This is a genomic window from Actinomadura sp. 6K520 (assembly GCF_004349245.1).
GTDB lineage: Bacteria > Actinomycetota > Actinomycetes > Streptosporangiales > Streptosporangiaceae > Spirillospora.
In genome coordinates, this window is sequence record NZ_SMLC01000003.1 from 1 (window position 1) to 18036 (window position 18036).

14 protein-coding genes are annotated in these 18036 nt (G+C 73.5%); 10 read left to right on the plus strand and 4 right to left on the minus strand.

The genetic code is table 11. The features are described 5' to 3' along the window. Window positions 1-140 precede the first annotated feature (140 nt). The 7 genes from E1289_RS01420 to E1289_RS01450 all read left to right on the plus strand — a co-directional run bounded on the left by E1289_RS01420 (window position 141) and on the right by E1289_RS01450 (window position 11177). On the plus strand, window positions 141-2189 hold the full coding sequence (locus tag E1289_RS01420; RefSeq protein WP_243712540.1) for an AAA family ATPase: 2049 nt from the start codon (window positions 141-143) through the stop codon (window positions 2187-2189). A 66-nt stretch (window positions 2190-2255) separates the two neighbouring features. Further along, window positions 2256-3614, plus strand: coding sequence for an FAD-dependent monooxygenase (locus E1289_RS01425; RefSeq protein ID WP_131974404.1), 1359 nt, complete (start codon window positions 2256-2258; stop codon window positions 3612-3614). A gap of 64 nt (window positions 3615-3678) precedes the next feature. Next, window positions 3679-4050: a DUF3054 domain-containing protein gene (locus E1289_RS01430; protein ID WP_131974406.1), complete on the plus strand. Its 372-nt coding sequence runs from the start codon at window positions 3679-3681 to the stop codon at window positions 4048-4050. A gap of 130 nt (window positions 4051-4180) precedes the next feature. After that, window positions 4181-5830, plus strand: a complete 1650-nt coding sequence (locus E1289_RS01435) for an AMP-binding protein (protein ID WP_131974408.1) — start codon at window positions 4181-4183, stop codon at window positions 5828-5830. Window positions 5831-5887: 57 nt separating this feature from the next. Continuing rightward, on the plus strand, window positions 5888-8842 hold the full coding sequence (locus E1289_RS01440; protein WP_131974410.1) for an AMP-binding protein: 2955 nt from the start codon (window positions 5888-5890) through the stop codon (window positions 8840-8842). Window positions 8843-8949: 107 nt separating this feature from the next. Further along, on the plus strand, window positions 8950-10356 hold the full coding sequence (locus E1289_RS01445; protein ID WP_131974412.1) for a cytochrome P450: 1407 nt from the start codon (window positions 8950-8952) through the stop codon (window positions 10354-10356). Continuing rightward, entirely contained in the window at window positions 10353-11177 is an 825-nt protein-coding gene (locus tag E1289_RS01450; RefSeq protein ID WP_131974414.1) for an SDR family oxidoreductase, read from the plus strand. The genes E1289_RS01445 and E1289_RS01450 overlap by 4 nt, the downstream gene beginning before the upstream one ends. 4 nt (window positions 11178-11181) lie before the next feature. On the opposite strand, the gene E1289_RS01455 is transcribed toward E1289_RS01450, so the two are convergent. Then, on the minus strand, window positions 11182-12033 hold the full coding sequence (locus E1289_RS01455; RefSeq protein ID WP_131974416.1) for an oxygenase MpaB family protein: 852 nt from the start codon (window positions 12031-12033) through the stop codon (window positions 11182-11184). A 104-nt stretch (window positions 12034-12137) separates the two neighbouring features. Here E1289_RS01455 and E1289_RS01460 point away from each other — a divergent pair, with 104 nt between their 5' ends. Next, complete coding sequence (locus E1289_RS01460) at window positions 12138-12770, plus strand: TetR/AcrR family transcriptional regulator (protein ID WP_131974418.1); 633 nt, start codon at window positions 12138-12140, stop codon at window positions 12768-12770. 53 nt (window positions 12771-12823) lie between these two features. Further along, complete coding sequence (locus E1289_RS01465) at window positions 12824-14347, plus strand: carboxylesterase family protein (RefSeq protein WP_131974420.1); 1524 nt, start codon at window positions 12824-12826, stop codon at window positions 14345-14347. A 33-nt stretch (window positions 14348-14380) separates the two neighbouring features. On the opposite strand, the gene E1289_RS01470 is transcribed toward E1289_RS01465, so the two are convergent. Beyond that, window positions 14381-14572, minus strand: coding sequence for a hypothetical protein (locus tag E1289_RS01470; RefSeq protein ID WP_131974422.1), 192 nt, complete (start codon window positions 14570-14572; stop codon window positions 14381-14383). 158 nt (window positions 14573-14730) lie between these two features. Beyond that, window positions 14731-15534, minus strand: coding sequence for a histidinol-phosphatase (gene hisN / locus E1289_RS01475; protein ID WP_131974424.1), 804 nt, complete (start codon window positions 15532-15534; stop codon window positions 14731-14733). Window positions 15535-15670: 136 nt separating this feature from the next. On the opposite strand from hisN, the gene E1289_RS01480 reads away from it, so the two are divergent. Continuing rightward, complete coding sequence (locus E1289_RS01480; protein ID WP_131974426.1) at window positions 15671-16522, plus strand: hypothetical protein; 852 nt, start codon at window positions 15671-15673, stop codon at window positions 16520-16522. 21 nt (window positions 16523-16543) lie between these two features. On the opposite strand, the gene E1289_RS01485 is transcribed toward E1289_RS01480, so the two are convergent. Continuing rightward, a complete protein-coding gene (locus tag E1289_RS01485; RefSeq protein WP_131974429.1) occupies window positions 16544-18031 on the minus strand; it encodes an FAD-binding protein in 1488 nt (495 codons plus the stop codon). Window positions 18032-18036 lie beyond the last annotated feature (5 nt).

Sequence of the window (18036 nt, forward strand, 5' to 3'; positions counted from 1 at the left end):
GGGTACTGGCGGCTCACCGGGCTCGGGCAGCTGTCCGCCACCGGGCTGCGGCCCGGCGACGCCGAGACCGTGCTCGCCATGACCCGCGAGCAGATCGGCTGGGTCTGGACCTGGGTCGGTGGGGCTGCTACTAACGTCCCTTGGGGCTTGGGCTGGAGGAGGGTTTGGGCGACTCGGGGACGGTCGGGGATCGGCTCCGGCGGGCTCGGCGGCGGCGGTTCGTCGGGCGTGGCGGGGAGATCGAGCTGTTTCGCGGGGCGCTCTCGGACGGGGCGTTCGCCGTCCTCTTCCTGCACGGGCCCGGTGGGGTCGGCAAGAGCGCGCTGTTAGGGGAGATGGCGGAGGCCGCGCGGCAGAGCGGGGTCACTCCCGTGCTCGTGGACGCGCGGACGGTGCCGCCCGAGGCGTCGGCCTTTCTGCGGGCCGCGGAGGTGCCCGGGGCGGGGCGGTACGCGGTGCTGATCGACACCTACGAGATGCTCGCCCCGCTCGACGACTGGGTCCGGGAGCAGTTCGTTCCGGGGCTGCCCGCCGACACCGTCGTCGTGCTCGCGGGACGGGACGCGCCCTCGCCCCGGTGGGTCGCCGACGCGGGGTGGCACGAGCTGCTGCGCGTGGTGTCCCTGCGCAACCTCAGCCCCTCGGAGACCAGGGAATATCTCTCGGTCGAGGGCGTCCCGGGAGAGCTGCGCGAGCGGATGCTGGAGCTGGCGCACGGGCATCCGCTCACCCTCGCGCTGCTCGTGGACATGGTGCACCGGCGGGAGGAGGTGCCCGGGGCTCTGCGCGCCGCGCCCGACATCGTGCGGGCGCTGCTGACGCGGCTCGTCGACCAGGTGCCCGGTCCGCGGCACGCGGAGGCGCTCCAGGTCTCTGCGCACGCGCGGTTCACGACCGAGGAACTGCTCCGGGCCATGCTCGGTGACGACGCCGGGACGCTGTTCCACTGGCTGAGAACCCTGTCGTTCGTCGAGGAACGCGAGTTCGGGCTGTTCCCGCACGATGTGGTGCGGGACATCCTGGACGCCGACCTGCGCTGGCGCGACCCGGACGGGTACGCGGGACTGCACCGGCGGCTGCGGGCCCACTTCGTCGAGCGGGCGCGGCGGGCCGCCGAGGACGAGCGCGTCCGGCACCAGACCGTCGCGGACATCATGTTCCTCAGCCGGGACCACCCGATCGTCAAGGGGTACTGGCGGCTCACCGGGCTCGGGCAGCTGTCCGCCACCGGGCTGCGGCCCGGCGACGCCGAGACCGTGCTCGCCATGACCCGCGAGCAGCAGGGCGCGGAGCAGGCCGCCTACGCGGCGCAGTGGATCGAGCGGCAGCCCGCGGCGTTCGGGGTGTTCCGGGACGGGGCGGGCGAACCGTTCGGGTTCGCGGCGTACCTGGAGCTGAGCGAGACCGGCATCGGGGACGATCCGGGGGCGCGGGCGATGTGGGAGCACGTGCTGCGGCACGGGCCCCCGCGGCCCGGGGAGAGCGTCATGGCCTGGCGGTTCTTCGTGGACACCGAGCCGGGCGCGCGGCCCACCCGGTCGGAGACCATGATCCGGCTCTGGCACGGGCAGGAGATCATCACCGGGGCGCGCAAGGCGTGGGACCTCGTCGCCGTCCCGTCGGAGCGCGACTACTGGGACCCGCTGCTGTCCTTCTTCGACTTCCACCACGCCGCCGAAGCGGCGTTCCGGATCGGCGGGCGGCGCTACGACGTGTACGCCCACGACTGGCGGGACCGCGGCGTCGACGAGTGGCTCGCGCTGACGGCCGAACGCGAACTCGGCGCCCCCGTCACCGCGGCGAGCCCTCCCGAACTGGTGCTGTCCCAGCCGGAGTTCGCCGACGCCGTCCGCGCCGCCCTGCGCGACCTGCACCGCGCCGACCGGCTCGCAGGCAACCCCCTGCTGCGGTCCCGGCTCGTCCGCGGGGCGGACGACCCCGCCGGGGAACTGCGCGGGCTCGTCGCGGAGGCCGCCGCGACGCTGCGGGACGACCCCCGCGAGGAATCGCTGTACCGGGTCGTCGACCGGACGTTCCTGCGCCCGGCCCCGACACAGGAACGCGCCGCCGAGATGCTCGGGCTGCCGTTCAGCACCTACCGGCGGCACCGCAACCGGGCCGTCGAGCGGATCGCCGGATGGCTCTGGGAACGCGAACTCTACGGAAACGGCCACCAAGTGGACGGCTAGTGGCCTGGCGGGTGGACAGCGGCCCACCGCATCGTCGCCTCATCGACCGACAACGGGAGGCACGAGATGCGAGTCATCGGAGAGCACGCGGTGGTCCTGGGCGCGGGCATGGCGGGGCTGCTCGCCGCGCGGGTTCTGGCAGAGGCGTACGAGCGGGTCACGATCGTGGAGCGTGACGGCACGTTGACGAGGGAGGCGCGCAAAGGCGTCCCGCAGGGCAGGCACGCCCACGTCCTGCTGCCGCGGGGGCAGCGAATCCTGGAGGAGCTCTTTCCCGGCCTGGACCGGGAGTTGGTCGACGGCGGCGCCGTCGTCGCCGACCCCGGGGCCGACCACCGGTTCGTCATGGGCGGCCGCACGCTCCTGCGGCGGGCCGGTGCGGAGCGGGCGATCCAGGCGAGCCGCCCCTTCCTGGAGCGGGCCGTCCGCGAGCGGGTGGCGGCGCTGCCCGGGGTGCGGTTCACCTGCGGGCGCGACGTCGTCGGGCTGCTCGGCGGCGGGCCGGGCCGGATCACCGGCGTGCAGGTCATGCCGAGGAGTGTCGGCGGCGCCGCCGAGGAGATCCGCGCCGACCTCGTCGTCGACGCGATGGGACGCGGCGGCCGCACCCGGCACTGGCTGGAGCGGCTCGGGTACGGGCCCGTGCCCCGGGAGGAGATCAACATCGGCGTCGGCTACGCCTCGCGCCCGATCCGCCCGGCGCTGGCCGCGCGGATCGGCAGGGCCGTCGTCGTGGGACCGCGGCCGGGGCGGTCGGCGGGCATGGCGATGGTCGCCGTCGAAGGCGACCGGTACCTGCTGACCGTCGCCGGGCTGGACCGCCGCCCGCCGGCGGACGACGACGGTTTCCTCGCGTTCGCGCGGGAACTCGCGCCGCCGGACGTGTTCGAGGCGATCCGCGCGGCCGAACCGCTCGGCGGCGTCGCCACGCACAGGTACTCGTCGGACCTGCGCGTCCGCTACGAGCGGGTCCGGAACCTGCCCGAAGGGCTCGTCGTCACCGGGGACGCGCTGTGCAGCTTCAACCCGATCTACGCGCAGGGCATGACGGTGGCCGGGCTTGAGGCCGAGGTACTGCGCCGTTCCCTGCGGGAGGGGCCGCGCGGCCTGGCCCGGCGGTACTTCCGGGCGGTGGCGAGGACGCTCGACGACCCCTGGCGGATGGCGGTCGCGGCCGACCTGTCCCTGCCGGAGGTCGCGGGGCGCCGCGGCCCCGCCGTCAAGATCATGAATGCCTACGTGGACCGCGTGCAGGCGGCCGCGGCCCGCGACGCGGCGGTCGGCGAGCAGTTCTTCCGCGTCATCGGCCTCCTCGACCCACCGGCGGCACTGCTGCGGCCCGCGGTGCTGGCCCGCGCCCTGCTGCCCGGGAGTCGTGACCGGGTCGCGGGCCCCGCCGTAAGGGAGGAGCACGCCACCGCATGAGACTCCCGCCGCGCGTAACGGGGGTTCCAGGGGGTCGCCCCCCTGGGCTAGCTACCCTGGGGGTATGCGGACCGGTGTGGCGGGGCTTCTGGATGTTTGCTGCGTCCTCGTGTTCGTCGCCATCGGGCGTGCCACGCATGAGGAGGCCGCGTCCCTTACCGGTTATTTCGGGACCGTCTGGCCCTTTCTCGCCGCCCTTGGTGGTGGATGGCTGCTCGGGCGGGTCTGGCGGCGGCCTGAGGCGCTGGTGCCGGCGGGGGTCGTCGTGTGGGTGACGACCCTCGTGGGCGGGATGGGGCTGCGGGCCCTGTCCGGGGACGGGACCGCTCTCCCGTTCGTCATCGTGGCCACGGGTTTCCTGGCGCTCACGCTGCTCGGGTGGCGTGCGGGTGTTCGTGTGGCGGGCGTGCGGAAGGGCCTGTCCCGGCAGGGCTGAACGCCTTGTGGGACGTCTCCAAATGACCGCCTGGTCTCTTTGCTGATCGACTCGGTTGACTGCGACGCGCCATCCTGATGAAGTTACCGGCGAGTCACGTGGGTGACCGAGGGCATGCGAAAGGGACACGATGGCATCTGCGCTGCGCGACTGGCTGGAGAAGCCGAACAGCGGACGTGGCGTTCATCTGGCGGCCGACGACGGCGGCTGGGAGTTCCGCGACTACGGCGAGCTGGCCTCCGGCGCGCGGCGCACCGCCGCCGCGCTGATCGAGGAGGGCGTACGGCCGGGGGACGTCGTCTGCCTGATCCTGCCCACGGACTTCACGTGCATCGAGACCTACTACGCGGTGTGGGCGGCGGGGGCGACCGTGTGCCTCATCACGCCGCCGCTGTTCCAGGACGGGGACGACTACGTCGCGCACGTCGCGGCCATTCTGCGGCAGGCGTCGCCCGCGCTGGTCGTCGCGTCCAAGGACCTCACCGAGTACGCGGGACGCGCCATGGCCGAGGCGGGCATGAGCGGCGAGCCGTGGCGGCCCCGGCAGTCCGTGGACGAGGCGGACGTGCAGCCGGCCGGAGAGCTGGCCCTGCTGCAGTTCACGTCCGGGTCCAGCGGTGCGCCGCGCGGTGTGATGGTCACCTGGGCGAACCTGGAGGCCAACTCCGACCTGATCGTCCGGGAGTCCGGGTACGAGGACGGGGACGTGGTCGCCACGTGGCTGCCGCTCTACCACGACATGGGGCTCATCGGCACCTTCATCACGCCCATCGCGCGGCAGGGGATTCTGCGGCTGATGCGGCCCGACCACTTCATCCGCGACCCCGCGCGGTGGATCCGCCTTTTCGGCGAGGCCGCGCACACGGCCGCGCCGCCGTTCGCGTACTCGTACTGCGCGCGGCGGATCAAGCCCGAGCAGCTGGCGGGCCTCGACCTGTCGGGGTGGAAGATGGCGCTGATCGGCGCCGAGCCCATCGACCCGCACACCCTGGAGGGGTTCGCGCAGCTCGTCGAGCCGTTCGGGTTCTCGCGGACGATGTTCAAACCCGCCTACGGCATGGCGGAGACGACGCTGCTGGTCACCATGGACAGCGAGCAGCGGCCCCCGCTCGCCGTCCGGCCCGACCCCGAGTCGCTGTCGTTCGGGGAGCCCGTCCGGATCCTCGACCAGCACCGGCTGGGGCCGGATTCGCTCGGCGCGAAGGCCGGGTGGGTCGTCGGGTGCGGCACGCCGGAGAGCGATGTGCCGGTCACGATCGTCGATGACGCCGGGGCCGAGCTGGCGGACGGGCTGCTCGGGGAGATCGTCGTCGGCGGCGCGTCGGCCTGCCCGGGGTACTACGCGGGTGCGGAGGCCAAGTCGACGCGGTTCATCGACGGGAGGGTCTTCACCGGGGACGCCGGGTTCTTCCACGAGGGGCAGCTCTTCGTCCTCGGGCGGATGGGCGACAGCATCAAGGTGCGCGGGCGCTCCGTCTACGTCGAGGACCTCGAAGCGAAGATCGCCGACGTGAGCCGGCTCGGGAAGGGCCGCATCGCCGCCGTCGCCGTGCCGGACGCCGGACGCAAGGGCCTCGCCCTGTTCGCCGAGACGCAGGACGAGTCGTGGACGGCCGCCGTCCGCGAGATGCTGCGCCGCCGGCTCGGCGACGACGTCGAGCTGACGATCGTCATCGGCACCGGGCTGATCCAGCGGACCTCCAGCGGCAAGCCGCGCCGCCGCTACATGTGGGAGCGGCTGAAGTCCGGGAAGATGGAGGGTGCGCGCATCGTCCCGTGATTGCGGAAGCCGGTGGCGGCGCGACACGATGGCGCTGACGCCTGTGAAAGGTGCCCGATGCCGGCTGTTGCCAGAACGCTCCTGCGCCTGGGCTCCCGCCTGGGCTCCACCGCCCAGAACGCCCTGGAGGTCGCCCGCTTCGGCGGGTTCGACACCGACGAGGACGCGGCGCCCTGCGAGGTCGTGACCGAGCAGCGGGTGTACCGGCTGCGGCACTACTTCCCAGGGGCCGCGGGCGGGCCGGTGCTGCTGCTCGTCCCGCCGCTGATGATCACCGCGGAGGTGTACGACATCTCCTCGCGGGTCAGCGCGGTCCGGGTGCTGCACGACCTGGGCGTCGACCCGTGGGTGGTCGACTTCGGCGCGCCCGAGCGGGAGCCGGGCGGGCTGGAGCGGACGGTCAGCGACCACGTCCTCGCCGTCAGCGACGCCGTCGACCGCATCCGGAAGGCCACCGGGCGGGACGTGCACCTCGCGGGGTACTCGCAGGGCGGCATGTTCGTCTACCAGGCCGCCGCGTACCGGCGCAGCGAGGGCATCGAGTCGGTGGTGACGTTCGGCAGCCCGGCCGACACCAGCGTCGGGCTCCCGTTCGGCCTGCCCAGCCGGCTCGCGGCCGAGGGGGCCGAGCGCATCCCCGACGCGCTGCTCGGCGGGTTCGCCGTGCCGGGCTGGGTGACGCGGCTCGGTTTCCAGGCGCTCAGCCCCGTGAAGTCGGTGCGGTCGCGGATCGACTTCATCCTGCAGCTGCACGACCGGGAGCGCCTCGCGCCGCGCGAGCGGCAGCGCCGCTTCCTGGAGCGGGAGGGCTGGGTGTCGTGGCCCGGCCCGGCGCTGGCGGAGTTCATCCGCCAGTTCATCCAGCACAACCGGATGCTCACCGGCGGGTTCGTCATCGGCGACCGGCCCGTCACGCTGGCCGACATCACCTGCCCGGTGCTCACCTTCGTCGGGGAGGTCGACGAGATCGCCGGGCCGCCCATGGTCCGCGGGATCAGGCGGGCCGCGCCGCGCGCCCAGGTGTACGAGGCGTCCCTGCCCGCCGGGCACTTCGGGCTCGTCGTCGGCAGCCTCGCCATCGCGCGGACGTGGCCCGCGGTGGCCGCGTGGGCGAAATGGCGCGCGGGCGACGGGGACCTGCCGGACATCGTCGCGCCCGTCACCGGGGACGAGGAGGCGGCCACGGCCGAGCTGCCCGGCGGGCCCGCCGGCTACGGGCTCCAGCTCGCGCTGGGCGTGGGCGCGGGGGCCGCCCGCTCCGCGTTCCGCACGGCGGCGCGGGCCGTGCACGGCACCCGGGAGCTCACCGGGCAGGCGGCGCAGAACCTGCCGCGGCTGGCCCGGCTGGAACGCATCCAGCCCGACACCCGCGTGTCCATGGGGCTGCTCCTGGACGAGCAGGCACGGCGCAGGCCGGACGAGGTGTTCTTCCTCTACCACGGGCGCGGCCACACCCACGACGCCGCCAAGCGGCGCATCGACGCCGTCGTCCGCGGGCTGATCCACATCGGGGTGCGGCGCGGCGACGCGGTCGGCGTGCTCATGGGCACCAGGCCGACCGCGCTGGCGCTGGTGGCGGCGCTGAGCCGGCTCGGCGCCGTCGCGGTGCTGCTGCGTCCCGACGGCGACCCGGACGCGGAGGCGCGGCTCGGCCGGGTGACCCGCGTCATCGCCGACCCGGAGCACGCGGCGCGGGCCGCGAAGCTGGCGGGCGTGGACGGCTACGTCCTCGGCGGGGTCGGACAGGAGGAGCGTGGCCCGCTGACGGACATGGAGACCATCGACCCCGAGCGCGTCGAGCTTCCCGGGTGGTACCGGCCGAACCCGGGGCGGGCCGGCGACCTGGCGTTCGTCGTGTTCACCGGGGAGGGGGAGCTCCTGCGGGCCAGCCGGATCACCAACCGGCGCTGGGCCCTGTCGGCGTTCGGGACGGCGTCGTCGGCCGCGCTGTCGTCGTCCGACACCGTGTACAGCATCACCCCGCTCCAGCACCCGTCCGCGCTGCTGATGAGCCTCGGCGGCGCCGTCGCCGGCGGGGCCCGGCTCGCGCTCGCGGGCGGCTACGACCCCCGGACCTTCTGGGACGAGGCGCGCCGCTACGGCGTGACCGTCGCGTCCTACACGTGGCTGCTGCTGCGCGACCTGGCCGATGCGCCGCCGGACCCGGCCGAACGGCACCACGCCGTCCGGCTGTTCATCGGCTCCGGTATGCCGCGCGGCCTCTGGCGGCGCGTGGAGGACCGGTTCGCGCCCGCCCGCGTGCTGGAGTTCTACGCCTCCGCCGAGGGCGAGTCGGTGCTGGTCAACCTCAGCGGGAAGAAGCCCGGGTCGCTGGGCCGCCCGCTGCCGGGCAGCGCCGGAGTGCGGCTCGCCCGGTACGACCTGGAGAGCGGGCGCCTGGAGGAGGGGCCGGACGGGTTCGCCGTCGAATGCGAGCCCGGCGAGATCGGCATGCTGCTCGAACGGGCGCGGCCCCCCGCCGCCGGTGCCGAGACCCGGTGCGTGCGCGGCGTCTTCCACCCCGACGACGCCTGGACCATCACGGGCGACCTGTTCCGCCGGGACGCCGACGGCGACTTCTGGATGGCCGGGCGGGAGACGGAGCTGATCCGCACGGCCGAGCGGATCGTCCCGCCGGGCCCGATCCGCGACGCGCTCGGCGACCTGCCCTACATCGACACCGTGGCCGTCTACGGGCTCCCGGTGGGGGAGACGGAGATCGTGGCCGCGGCGGTGAGTCTCCGCGACGTGGGCGAGCTGAAGCCCCTGGACCTGTCGGAGGCCATGCTCCGGGTGGAGCCGGAACTGCGGCCGGCGATCGTGCGGGTCGTGGACGAGGTCCCCCGCACCGCGGGCGGGCGGCTGCGGACGGCGTCGCTGCGGGACGAGGGCGTCCCGCCCGCCGGGGACGGCCGCACCTACCACCGCACCAGGGCGGGGGCGTACCGGCCGCTGACGGACGCCGCGCGGCGGCGGCTCCTCGCCGCCTCCGCGGGCCGCGCGGCGCGCTGACCGGGGAGTCACAATTCACCGCCCGCAAGCCTGGACTTACGGGCGTCCCCTGCGTTACAACAAAGCAACAGATTTCGGTCTTTTGTTGCGCACGTTCCGGAGGGGTCATGACGAGCGTCCTCGCGCCGCCGCCGCAGGGCAGCGGCCTGAAACCGGTCCCCGGCGTGCCCGGCGTCCCGTACATCGGCAGCACCCTCGCGGTGATGCGCGACCCCATCGGGATGGCCCGCAAACGCTACGAGCAGTACGGCCCCGTCGCCTGGGGGTGGCTGCTCGGGCAGCGGACCGTCACCGTCCAGGGCCCCGAGGCCGCCCAGGTCGTCCTGGTCAACCGGGACAAGGCGTTCGCGAACGGGCCGGCGTGGAGCTACTTCATCGGGCCGTTCTTCAACCGCGGCATCATGCTCCTGGACTTCGAGGAGCACCTGCACCACCGCCGCATCATGCAGGAGGCGTTCACCCGTCCCCGGCTCCAGTCCTACATGGCGGCGATGGCGCCCGGCATCGTCAAGGGCGTCGAGGCGTGGGAGCCCGGCGACGGCTTCAAGGTCTACGACCACGTCAAGCAGCTCACGCTCGACCTGGCCGTGGACGTCTTCATGGGCGTCGAACTGGACGACGCCGAGCGCGACCGGGTCAACGGCGCGTTCATCGACGCCGTCCGGGCGGGCACGGCCTACGTCCGGTTCCCCGTCCCCGGCCTGCGCTGGCACCGCGGCCTGAAGGCGCGCAAGGTGCTGGAGGAGTTCTTCTACCGGCACCTGCCCGCCAAGCGCCGCGGCGGTGCTCTTCGAGGGGGGACGACCCCCCACGCCCCCCGGGACGCCTCCGGCGGTAGTGACCTGTTCGCCGCCCTCTGCCAGGCCGAGACCGACGACGGCGAGCGGTTCACCGACGAGGACGTCGTCAACCACATGATCTTCGCGTTGATGGCGGCGCACGACACGACCACCATCACGATGACCTCGATGGCGTACTACCTCGCCAAGCACCCCGAATGGCAGGAGCGGCTGCGCCAGGAGTCCCTCGACCTCGGCAAGGCGCAGCCCGGCTACGACGACCTCGACCACTTCTCCGGCATCGACATGGTGATGAAGGAGTCGCTGCGGATGGTCGCGCCCGTCCCGGCGCTGCCGCGCAAGGTCGTCAAGGACACCTCGATCCTCGGCTTCCACATCCCCGCGGGCTCCCTCGTGGTCGTGCCGATGCTCAGCAACCACCACATGGCCGAATGGTGGCCCGACCCGGACCGGTTCGACCCCGGGCGGTTCTCCGCGGAGCGCCGCGAGGACAAGGTCCACAAGTACGCGTGGTCGCCGTTCGGCGGGGGCGCGCACAAGTGCATCGGCATGTACTTCGCCGGGATGCAGGTCAAGACGATCCTGCACCAGGTGCTGCAGAGGTACCGCTGGAGCGTCCCCGCGGGGTACGAGTGGCCGCTGGACACCACGTCGCTGCCGTCGCCGAAGGACGGCCTGCCCGTCCGCCTCGAACGTCTGGAGCAGAGCCCGTGAGCGGGCCGGTGGCGGGGAAGGTCGTCGCGATCACCGGGGCCGCGCGGGGGATCGGGCTCGCCACCGCGCGGGCCCTGAAGGCGGCGGGCGCCGTCGTCGTCATCGGCGACATCGACGAGACCGCCGTCAAGGAGGCCGCCGCGTCGCTCGGCGTCACGGGCCTCACCGTGGACGTGACCTCCCGCGAGTCGTTCACCGCGTTCCTCGACCGGGCCGAGGAGTCCGCCGGACGGCTCGACGTCCTGGTCAACAACGCCGGGATCATGCCGATCGGGCCCGTCACCGAGGAGAGCGACGCCGACGCCCGCCGCTGCATCGACGTCAACGTGCACGGCGTGATGCTCGGCACCAAGCTCGCCCTCGACCGGATGCTGCCGCGCGGGGCCGGGCACGTCGTCAACATCGCGTCGGTGGCCGGGATCATGTTCACCCCCGGCCTGGCCCTCTACAACGCCAGCAAGGCCGCGATCGTGGCGTTCACCGAGGCGACCAGGCTGGAGGTCGGGGGCCGGGGCGTGCGCGTCGGCGCCGTCCTGCCGACGTTCACCAACACCGAGCTGGTCTCCGGGACGCGCAGCCCGAAGGGGCAGCGCAACTGCGAGCCCGCGGAGATCGCCGCCGCGGTCGTGGCGATGATCGGCAGGCCCCGGCCGCAGGTCGTCGTCCCGAAGCGGCTCGGCAGGCAGCTCCGGATGGGCGCGCTGTTCCCCGACGGGGTCCGGCAGGCCCTCGCGCGGCGCCTCGGCCTCGACACGATCTTCCTGGAGTACGACCCGGATGCGCGCAAGGACTACGACGCCCGCATCCGCTCCGGCTCCTAGCCGGTCAGGCCCGCCGCGCACCGCGGAAGGCGCGGCGGGCCTGCGGGACGTAGCGGACGGCCTCGGGCAGCAGCGGCCACACGCGGTTCCCCGCCCGGACCGCCGCCGCGAACCGCCGGTGGCGGCGCTCGTCGGCGGCGCTCCACGGCAGGTCGAGCAGCTCGCGCATGCGCGGGTGCAGCCCGCCGACCGTGATGAACCGGGCGACCGCGTTCAGCGGCGGCGACACCGCGCGCCACACCGGGGCGGGAACCTTCGGCGGCGCGGGCAGCCCCTTCTTGACGTAGCCGACGCCGTACCGCGCGGTCTTGTGGGGGACGATCACCTCGTCCAGCATCCGCTTCCAGTACGCCTGGAACGCCTCCCAGTCCTCCGGCATCGCCCGGTCGCTGACCCCGTACATCCGGAACCAGACCTTGGACTCGTCGTAGATGCGGCGCTTCTCGTCCTCGCTGAGCGGCCTGATGAACGTCTCGATGCCGTACAGCATGTTGTCGAGGAACGTGGCGTGCGCCCAGTAGTAGGTCTCGGGATCGAGGGCGTGGTAGCGGGAGCCGTCCGGCATCGTGCCCTTGATGTCGCGGTGGTAGTCGCGCACCTTGCGGCCCGTCTCGGCGGACCGCTCCCCGCCGTACACGGTGTTCAGGATCGGGCCGGCGGACCGCTTCACCCGCGCGAACGTCTCGGAGAAGAACACCGAGTGGTCGAGGACGCCCTGGCCGAGCTCGGGAAGCATGTTCTGCAGCACGGCCGCCCGGGGGCCCACGAGGGCCATCCGGGTGTCGCCGAAGTAGCGCCAGGTCAGCGAGCCGGGCCCGAGCGGGCCGGGGGTCGGGGTCTCGGCCTGGTCCGTCATGTGCACCGCCGGGAGTCGCAGCGAGAAGTACAGAACAACGATTATTGTAACTGTGTTGCGTCAGCCCGCACGACGCGGGCGCCCGAGCCGGTTAGGGTGCCGATATGACCTTGCACGCGACCGGCGCCGAGGGGCTCCGGGCCCGGCTGGCGACACCGGAGGCCGACCCCGACGACCTCGACACCCGCATCCTGGACGCCGCGCTCGCGGAGTTCGAGACCTACGGGCTGCGCAGGGTCAGCGTCGAGGACGTCGCCAAGCGGGCCGGGGTCGCGCGCACCACCATCTACCGGCGGTTCAGCAACAAGGAGCAGCTGCTCCAGGCGGTGATCCTGCGGGAGTGCCGCCGGTTCCTCATCGCGATAGCGCAGGCCACCGAGGACCTCTCGTCCCCCGAGGAGGCCGTCGTGGAGGGCTTCGTGGTCGGCCTGCAGAGCGCCCGCACGCACCCGCTGATGACGCGCGTCATGGAGAGCGAGCCCGAGGCGGTCATCCCGCAGCTCAGCATGAACGGCGGCGCGGTGATGCTCGCGGCCCGCGACATCCTCGCCGACCGGCTCCGCCGCGCCCGCCCGGACGACCCGCAGGACCACGACACCGTCGCCGAGGTGCTGCTGCGGCTCGCGGTCTCGCTGCTCCTCGTCCCCGGCGGGGGCCTCGCGCTGGAGGACGAGGACGCCATCCGCGCCTTCGCCCGCGACTACCTCACCCGGATGCTGCGGCCGGCGAAGGGCTGACCGCCCGATCCCGTACCCTGGTTCGAACTTTGTTCTAGGAATGGAGGCGGGGCATGGAGGCGATCGCTCAGACGTCCTACGGGAAGGTCCGCGGCACCACGCGGGACGGCGTCACCGCCTTCCTCGGCATCCCCTACGCCGCACCGCCGTTCGGCGCGAACCGCTTTCAGGCGCCGCGCCCGCCCGAGCCGTGGGACGACGTCCGCGACGCCGTCGAGTACGGGCCGACCGCGCCCAAGCCCGGCTACCCCCGGCCCTTCGACACGCTCCTGCCCGATCCCGACATTCCGGGGGAGGACTGTCTGAACCTGAATGTCTGGACGCCCTTCTTCGCGGGGGGTACAGGGGGGACGTCCCCCCTGAATGACCCGACTCCTGAGCCTGGGGGTTCGGGTCTTCCCGTGATGGTGTGGATCCACGGCGGCGCCTTCCGCAACGGCTCCGGGGCCGTGCCGCTCTACAGCGGCCGCAACTTCGCCCGCGACGGCGCCGTCTGCGTGACGATCAACTACCGGCTCGGCGTCGAGGGCTTCGCGCATCTGCCCGGCGCGCCGCCCAACCGCGGGCTGCTCGACCAGATCGCCGCGCTGGAGTGGGTCCGCGACAACATCGCCGGCTTCGGCGGCGACCCGGACCGCGTCACGGTGTTCGGCGAGTCCGCCGGCGCGATGAGCGTCGCCACCCTGCTGTCGCTCGACCTCGGGCTCTTCCGCCGCGCGATCGCGCAGAGCGGCGCGGGCACCATCGCCCAGGACCCGGCGGACGCGCTGCTCGTCACCAAGGAGATGGCCGCCCGGCTCGGTGTCGAGCCGACCGCCGAGGCGTTCGCCGCGCTCGACCCTTCCGCGATCCTGCCCGTGCAGGCGGCCGTCGCCGCCGAGGTCGCGGCGCTGCCCGACCCCGCCCGCTGGGGCGCCACGACCGCCGCGGGCGGCATGTCGCTGACCCCGATCCTGGACGGTGAGCTGCTGGCCCGGCGCCCCGAGGACGCCCTCGCCGCCGGTGCCGGACGGGACGTCGACCTGCTCATCGGCTACACGTCGGAGGAGTTCCGGTTCTTCCTGATGCCGACCGGCCTGGCCCGCGACCTCACCGACGAACTCGTCGGCGCCGTCACCGCCGGCATGGGCGTCCCGCCGGAACTGCCCGCCGCCTACCGCGGCCACCACCCGGACCAGACGCCCGGCGAGCTGATGGCGACGATCATCACCGACCATCTGTTCCGCATCCCCGCCCACCGGGCCGCCGCGGGGCACGCCGCGTCCGGCGGCACCGGGGGGACGTGGATGTACGAGTTCGCGTGGCGGTCGCCCATGCACGACCTGGGCGCCTGCCACGCGCTGGAGCTGGGCTTCGTCTTCGACAACCTGGCCGAGGGCAGCGAGGGCCTGGCCGGGCCGAACCCGCCGCAGGCCCTCGCCGACCGCATGCACCGCGCCTGGACGGACTTCGCCGTGCACGGCGACCCGGGCTGGCGGCGGTTCGATCCGTCCGCCCGCTCGGTCAAGGTCTTCGACGGCCCCGCCGACGAAGTCGTCGCGGACCCGCACGCCGACGACCGCCGGCTCTGGGGCTAGCGGCGGGGCCGGCGAGGGGCCGGGCCGTCCGGGTCAGCTGCCGAGACGCTTGCGTCCCTGCGCGCGCACGCGCCTGCGCTGCGACGGGTCGAGCATCAGGTAACCGACGAGCGGTGCCCCGACGACGCCGAGGATGATCAGCGCGGTCAGCCACCAGGGGAAGATGAACAGGGTGAGGAAACCGACGACGACGCCGCCGATCACGAACTTTGTCTGGGTCGACATCTGGTACCTCCGTTTACGGACCGCCCGATCTGTACAACGGCCGCCGGGCGACCGCTGTTCCACGATATGTCGCGAGTCCCCCCGATGGCCAGAATGATCTGTCCCCGCAGGCAGGAGCTTCCATCGTTTCGGCCGCGCCGGGGGCAGGCGCGCCGGGTTCAGATGCGCAGGGAGAGCTGACCGCCGCCCAGCGTTCGCAGGACCTCGGCGTGCAACCGGCCGTTGGTGCACACGACGCTGCCGCCGTCCGGGCCGGGCACCCCGGACAGGTCGGTGAACATGCCGCCGGCCTCCTCCACGATGACCTGGAGCGCGGCGAGGTCCCACAGCGACACCTCGGGCTCGGCCGACACGTCGACCACCCCTTCGGCGACCATCATGTGGGACCAGAAGTCCCCGAACGCCCGCGTCCGCCACACCGACCGGGTCAGGTGGAGGAACCGGTCGAGCCGGCCCTGCTCCTCCCACCCGCTGAGGCTGGAGAAGGACAGCGAGGCGTTCGACAGGTCCGCGACCGACGAGACGTTCATCCTGGTCGCGCGGGTCAGGCTGCGTCCCGTCCAGGCGCCGCCGCCGCGCGCCCCCCACCAGCGCCTGTTCAGGGCGGGCGCCGACACCACCCCGACGACGATCTCGTCGTTCTCCATCAGCGCGATCAGCGTCGCCCAGACCGGGACCCCCCGCACGAAGTTCTTCGTGGCGTCGATCGGGTCGATGATCCAGCAGCGGTTGCCGTACCCCGTCTTGCCGTACTCCTCGCCGAGGACCGCGTCCCGCGGGCGGGCCCGCTTCAGCGTGCCGCGGATCTGCTCCTCGACGCTGCGGTCGGCGTCGCTGACCGGCGTCAGGTCCGGCTTGGTCTCGATGTCGAGATCGAGGGCGCGGAAACGCCTGGACGTGATGTCGTCGGCCCCGTCCGCCAGCACGTGCGCGAGACGCAGGTCATCGGAATAGCCCGCCACGGCGTGCAACGCTACCCTGATCAACCGTTCCGCAGACACACGTACCCGCGCAGTTACGGGCTTTTCGGTTGGCCGGTCGGGGCGCGCCGGGGCGGAGCGGGCCGTTCCGGGGGCGCGATGGTGGCAGCATGGGGCCATGCCGCACGACCTTCCCGAGTGGGTGGCCGAGCTGACCGACCCGCGCAGGGCCGGGACGCTCGACGAGCTCGCCGACCGCCTCGTCCCGCTGGCCGAGCACGCCATCGACGTTTCCCGCCGGCTGCAGGCGCAGCTCAACGAGCTGAACGAACCGTTCAAGCGGGAGGCGCTCTACGGGCGGGTGGAACGCCTGAAGGCCCGCGCGGGCGAGGCGCTCGACGAGATCACGGCGGAGATCGCCGCGTCGGGGACGCAGCGCATCGAGCGGGTCTGGGCGGACTGGGCCGGCCGGGCGGGGCCCGGCGACCACGGCGCGCGGGAGCGCGAGCTGCAGCGCCGGCTGGACCGCGACATCGTCCCCCTGCTGTCCAGGCGGCAGCGGGACGTCGCCGAGCGGGTCGCCGAGCGCACGTCCGGGGCGCTGGAGGAGGCGACGCAGACGCTGCTGACGCGGGTGGAGGAGCTCGCCAAGGCCGTCACCGACCTCATCCACGACGTGCTGCCGCTCGCCCGGGAGGGGCTGACGCTCGCCAGCCGCATCTCGGCCCTGTCCGGCCAGGCGAGGAAGTCGGGACGCGGGCCGATCCCGGACGAGCTGAAGGACGCCGGAGCCGAGACGTCCCACGCGTTCGACGAGGCCGTCGCGCGGCTGGAACTGGAATGGGCGGCGCTCGGCGCCAGGTCCGCGAGCGTCCGGGCGGCGCTGCGGGGTGCGGAGGAGAGCGCGTTCAGCATGGTCACCGAGGCGATGACCCGGTGCGTCGAGGAACTCGCGCCCGAGCACGTCAGGGCCCTCAACGAGGCCGAGGCGCGGGCGCGCAGCCTGTTCGAGGAGCCCTCGAAGGGGTAGCCGCCGGGTCGGCCGGAGGGGTCAGAGCGCCTGCGGGAAGCGGAACAGCCGTCCCGGGTCGTGGGCGGCTTTGACCTTGCGCAGGCGACCGAGGTTGGGGCCGTAGTAGGCGCCGGCCCAGTTCTTGAGGTCGGAGTCGACGTAGTTCACGTAGGCGGTGCCGCGCATGTAGGGCTCCATCGACGCGTGCGTGGCGCGGAGCCATGCGGTGTCGGGTGCCAGGTACTGGACGCAGAACAGGCCCTTGCGGTGGGGGAAGGCCGTGTCGCCCGGCCCCACACGGGCTATCGCGCCGCCCATGGCGTCCATGAGCGCCGAGCGGTTCGCGACGTCGTTCCCCCGCTCGAAGCGGGCGAGCAGGGCGTTGACGGCGTCGTCGGGCAGGGGCTTGTAGGCGATGTGGGACTTTCCGGCGTAGTCGGTCCTGGGGAAGTTCCCGCCCGGCCGCTGACCGGGCAGGGTGCCCCGCGCGTGGCACTGCTCGACGGTCTGGCCCGCACAGCCGCCCATGAACTTCATCGCGTCCAGGTGGGGACGGGACTGGACGGCCGACGAGACCGGGTCGGCGCCCACCGCGGCCGCCAGGCCGTTCATGTGCGCGGTGGCGTCCGCGAGCGCGACCCCGACGACCTCGACGGTGGGCGTCCCGCCGCCGGGGTCGGTGTTGAGGTGCAGGCTCGTCCAGACCTCGTCGGGTGCGGCCGGGGCCCAGCGCTGCCACCCGCGGACCACCGAAGCGGCCCGCGCCCAGGGCCAGCGCAGGGAGAACGGCGTGACGTCGCCGGCCTCGTGCGTCCGGTACGTGAACGAGACGGCGACGCCGAAGTTGCCGCCGCCCCCGCCCCGGCACGCCCAGAACAGGTCGGCGTGCTCCTCCGGGCCGCAGGTCAGGACCCGTCCGTCCGCCGTGACGAGCTGCGCCGACTCCAGGACGTCGCAGGACAGCCCGTACGCGCGGGACGTCACGCCGAGACCGCCGCCCAGCGTCAGGCCGGCCACACCGACCGTGGGGCAGGTGCCCGACGGGACGCTCACGCCCGCACCGGCGAGTTCGCCGTACAGGTCGATCAGCCGTGTCCCCGCGCCGACGACCGCGTGGCCGCCGTCGCGCTTCACCGTGCCCATCGGCGAGACGTCGATGACGATCCCGGTGCCCGTCGACCAGCCCGCGTAGCTGTGGCCTCCGCAGCGCACCGCGCACGGCATTCCCTGCGACGTCGCGAACGCGATGCATTCGGCGACGTCCTGGGGAGTCTCGCAGTACGCGATGCCCGCCGGTTCGACGTCGTCGAAGCGCGGGATGTACAGCCGCCGGGCCCGGTCGTAGGAGGCGTCGGACGGGCGGATCAGCCGGCCGTCCAGACCGCGGGCGAGGGCGTTCCAGTCGGCCGGGCCGGTCGGGCGGGGACGGGACGGCCGGCCGCCGGGCGCGGGCGGCTCCCCGCCGGAGCAGCCGGCGGCGGCCAGGCCGCCGACGAGCGTCGCCCTGAGCACCGCCCGCCGGTTCATGCGCC